Genomic DNA, 5,016 nt, shown 5'->3' on the forward strand with positions numbered 1-5,016 from the left:
TGGTAAAAGGAGGTAAAGTATTCTCTGCTACCCGATCCTGAATAGCAACCATATGTCCATAATAAGCAATTAGAGGAAGCAATGAAGCCGCATGTGCCCCACTAACGGTATCGAATATGACATCAAAAAGATTTCCATGTAAAATCTCTTTAATTTCATGATTCCAATTATTATTTTTATAGTCTACAGCTTTGACAACTCCCATTTTATAATATTCGTGATGATGATGTACATCTGAGGTAACATAAACTTTAGCTCCTGCGTTTAATGCTAATTGCGTAAGTAGATATCCAACAGAACCACCGGCTCCACTAATTAATACGTTTTTATTAACCAAATCGGGAATTTTACAAAATGACTGCCAGGCTGTCAAAGTTGGACAAGGAAATGCTGCAGCAGCAAAATTACTTAGCGTTTCAGGAATTTGCATGCATCTATTCCCTTTGATAATAGTGTGGGTAGCAAAACTTCCTTGTTGAGTAAGGTCTGAATGATAACATACTCTCGCTCCGATTTGCATCTGCTTCATTTTGCTACCGGTTTTCACAACGATACCGGCTCCATCTACTCCTGGAATTTGATTTTTATTCCAACTGGGATTTCCTGAAGATATAAGTTTCCAATCCACAGGATTTAGACCGATTACAGAATTTTGGACTAATATTTCATCCTCTTCTAAATCTCTTAATTTAAAATCTTTAAGAATTAGTTCGCCTGGTTCACCTTTATGTTGCCAACACCAAGCTTTTGAATATATATTTGTCATAATTATTTGATATTTTAGATAGTATTTTAACGATAGCCGCTCGTTAGAATATATATTTATATTGTCCCAGATATATACAGAAACTTATTCTGCAAAAGGGCCGGTAACTAAATTGGTTAGCACTTGTTTGGGATCGTTTGCTAAGGATTTGTAACTGAAAAATATACTTCCTTTTATTTCCGGAAATTCTCTATTATAATAAACTTGCTCTATAAGCTCATTGGGATTTTTCCATTGATTTACTCTATACGCGGCCATTCCTATATAAAGTTTGGTGTTGGTTTCTTTTGCCATAAGGCTCCACCATTCTGCTAAAGTAGAATAATCGGCAAGATTATGTCCTCTATGCCAATACAATTGAGGTGCTACATAATTTAACCAACCTTTTCTCATCCATAACAGAACATCTGCATATAAATCGTCATAATTTTGTAATGCCTTGGTTTTAGAGCCTTTTGGATCGTTGCTTTGATTTCTCCAAACTCCAAAAGGACTAATCCCAAATTCAATATTACTATTTTTGGATTTTATATTTTTATATAATTTCTCTACAAAAGTATTAATGTTATTTCTTCTCCAATCTGCTTTACTAGCAAATGTAACTCCGTATTTGGAATAGGCGGCAAAATCCGGATAATCTAACTTGCCAACCTTATAGGGATAAAAGTAGTCGTCTAAATGAATTCCATCTACTTGATAATTTTCAACAACTTCCATAATAGACTCTATAACATAATCCCGTACTTCGGGAAGTCCTGGATTTAAATATAATTGATTTGCATATCTAACTACCCAGTTAGGATGTTTAAAAGCAATATTATCGGTTGCCAATGAACTCCAATTTGCATTTACAGAAGAAAGTCGAAATGGATTGAACCAGGCATGTATTTCAATATTTCTTTTATGTGCTTCATCTACCATGAATCCGAGCGGATCATATCCTGGATCTACTCCTTGGGTTCCAGATAAATAACCCGACCACGGACTTAATTTTGAACGATATAAGGCATCAGAGGCCGGTTTTACCTGAACAATTATAGCATTCATGTTCCATTTTTTTACATTATCGAGCAAGGTTATAAATTCTTCTTTTTGCTGTTCAGAAGGTAATCCGGGTTTAGAAGGCCAATCAATATTTAAAAATGTAGCGACCCATACTGCCCTAAACTCTTTGGTAGTTTTTTCTTCTTCAGGTTTATGGGTGCCGGCAAATATGATTGTACATGATAATAGATTTAGTAATATCAAAAATAATCTTTTACTATTCATTTATTTTAATATTTTAATTGCCTTATTAATTTAATTATAATTTTAAAGGAAATATTTTTTACTGTTTTTTTTTAATACTTATTAATCACCCTCTATAATTTGAGCTTTATTAACGATTTCTTCGGGCAAAGTTTTGTTTGCTTTTGCTCCCATTTTTTTTAATTTCTCTATATGAGAAACGATGTTGCCTCTACCTTCAACTAATTTATTCATAGCCTGCCCGTATTCATTTTTAGCCTCGTCCATTTTTTTTCCAATACGCAGTAAATCTTGTAAGAAACCTTCGAATTTATCGTACAGGTTTCCGGCTGTTTTAGCTATTTCATAAGCATTCTTTTGTTGCTTTTGGTTATTCCACATACTATCTATGGTTTTTAAAGTAGCTAAAAGTGTGGAAGGTGTAACGATTACTATATTTTCTTCAAATGCTTTATTATATAAAGATGAATCTTGATTTAAGGCTACAGAAAAAGCAGTTTCAATTGGAATAAACAGTAGTATGAAATCTAAGGTATTATCGGCATATAAGTTATGATAATTTTTAGATGATAATTGTTGAATATGTTTTTTTATAGAATTAATATGATCTTTTAAATAATTATTTTTATCCTCTTCGTTATCATCATTTATATATCTTTCATATGCGATAAGGGAAACTTTGGAATCTATAATCATCTTTTTGTTGTCCGGAAGATGTATAACTACATCAGGAATATATCGCTTACCTTCTTCAGAATATAAACTTTCCTGTATAAAATATTCTCTATCTTTTTCCAATCCTGACTTTTCAAGAACCCTTTCCAATACTAATTCTCCCCAATTCCCTTGAATTTTAGTATCTCCTTTAAGGGCTTTAGTTAGATTTTCTGCTTCTTGTGATATTCTTATATTCTGGTTTTGTAAATACTGTAACTGTTCCTTCAACGAGACATATATACCTATATTCTCTTTTTGACTATCTTCAACTCTTTTCTCAAATATTGCAATCTTTTCTTGTAGAGGATCCAGTATATTTTTTATATTATGTTTATTTTGTTCTGTAAACTTTTCTGTTTTCTGCTCTAAAATTTGACTGGCTATAATTTCAAATTCTTTCCTAAGATTATTTTGAATCTCTATTATCTCCTGTTTTTGTTCCTGATTTTTATGTACTAAATTTTCAAAATCTGCATCTTTTCGTGTTAATTCTAAAAGCAATTGCTCTCGCTCTTTTAAAATATTTTCCTTTACAAATAATTCATTTTCCAACGCTTTCTCAGAAATAATTAATTTATTATTTATTTCCTTTATTTTTTCATTTAAAAGAATTTTTTCGGATTGATCAGATATATAATTTATTTTTTTACCTATATAAATTCCTAGTAACAAAAAAATTATACCACCTATTAAAACCAAAAATAATTCTATCATATATCTATGTTATTAAATTTGCAGATTGGAAAATATAATTTAAATTGAAATTTATCTATTAATTTTTCTTTTTAAGATTTTCAGTATAGTATTTAAAGAAATAAGGAATGGTTTCAATTCCTTTATAAAAATTGAATACCCCATAATGTTCATTTGGAGAATGAATGGCGTCACTATCTAATCCAAATCCCATTAAAACCGATTTAGCTCCTAACACTTCTTCAAATAAAGAAACAATAGGAATACTTCCTCCTGTTCTATAAGGTAAAACTTCTTTATCAAAAGTTTTTTCCATCGCCAATTTTGCAGCTTTATAACCTGGATCAGTGGAAGGTAAAACATAAGCATTTCCTCCATGATGAGGAGTAACAGTTACTTTCACACTTTTAGGGGCTATAGATGTAAAATGTTCAGTAAACAGTTGGGTTATTTCTTCCGGATTTTGATCCGGAACCAGTCTCATTGATATTTTTGCATAAGCCTTTGAAGGTATAACAGTTTTAGCTCCTTCTCCTGTATAGCCTCCCCATATACCATTTACATCAAGTGTTGGACGTATAGATGTTCTCTCAAGCGAATTATATCCTTTTTCACCTTCAGTATCATTTAAACCGATTGATTTCTTGAATTCTTCTTCATTAAATGGAAGTTTATTTAATTCTGCCCTATCCTCCGGAGTTAATTCAATAACTTTATCATAAAATCCTTTAACTGTAATTTTCCCATCCTTATCAATTAAAGACGCAATCATAGATGAAAGCACATTAATTGGATTGGGAACAGCTCCTCCATATAATCCGGAATGCAAATCTCTGTTAGGCCCTTCTAACTCTACTTCTACATAGCTCAAACCTCTTAATCCTGTAGTTACAGTTGGAATTTGATTCGAGAAAATATGAGTATCTGAAATGAGAATTATATCGCAAGACAGTTTACTAGTATTTTCTTTTAAAAAACTTCCTAAGTTAACCGATCCAACTTCTTCTTCACCCTCAACAATAATTTTAACATTACATGGTAATGTATCTGTTTTAATAAGAGATTCTATTGCTTTTACATGCATAAAAAACTGTCCTTTATCATCTGCTGAACCTCTAGCATAAATTGCTCCTTCAGGATGTATGTCAGTTTTTTTTATAATTGGATCAAAGGGATCAGATTCCCACAAATTTAAGGGATCAGCTGGTTGTACATCATAATGTCCGTAAACTAAAACTGTTGGAAGTTTTGAATTAATAATTTTATCTGCATAAACTACAGGATTTCCTTTAGTTTGGCAAATTTCAACATGATCTAATCCTGATTCTCTTAAATTTTTAGAAATGGTTTCTGCACAGTTTATTATTTCTTTCGAATAAGAAGAATCTGCACTGATAGAAGGGATTCTTAATATTTCAAATAATTCGTCTAAATATCTTTGTTTATTTTCTAATTGGTATTGATGTGCCTTATTCATTTATTTGGTATTATAATAACAAATATATAAATAAAAACAAGGTTATCCCCAATAGGTTTAAGATTTTAATGTATGTTAAGTAAATAGGAGTAAGAGGGGGGATTATGATGGGATG

4 protein-coding genes are annotated in these 5,016 nt (G+C 31.2%); all 4 read right to left on the reverse strand.

The genetic code is table 11. The annotated features are described in order from the left end of the window. On the reverse strand, nucleotides 1-766 hold a 766-nt coding region (locus M3Z80_RS09155; protein ID WP_293919310.1), incomplete at its 3' end, for an alcohol dehydrogenase catalytic domain-containing protein. Between the two features lie 84 nt (nucleotides 767-850). Then, nucleotides 851-2,035, reverse strand: a complete 1,185-nt coding sequence (locus tag M3Z80_RS09160) for a glycoside hydrolase family 10 protein (protein ID WP_293919311.1) — start codon at nucleotides 2,033-2,035, stop codon at nucleotides 851-853. Between the two features lie 81 nt (nucleotides 2,036-2,116). Continuing rightward, a complete protein-coding gene (locus M3Z80_RS09165) occupies nucleotides 2,117-3,445 on the reverse strand; it encodes a DNA recombination protein RmuC (protein ID WP_293919312.1) in 1,329 nt (442 codons plus the stop codon). A gap of 58 nt (nucleotides 3,446-3,503) precedes the next feature. Further along, complete coding sequence (locus M3Z80_RS09170; protein ID WP_293919313.1) at nucleotides 3,504-4,901, reverse strand: dipeptidase; 1,398 nt, start codon at nucleotides 4,899-4,901, stop codon at nucleotides 3,504-3,506. Nucleotides 4,902-5,016: the final 115 nt, after the last annotated feature.

The organism is Apibacter sp., assembly GCF_025291155.1.
Taxonomy (GTDB): Bacteria; Bacteroidota; Bacteroidia; order Flavobacteriales; family Weeksellaceae; genus Apibacter.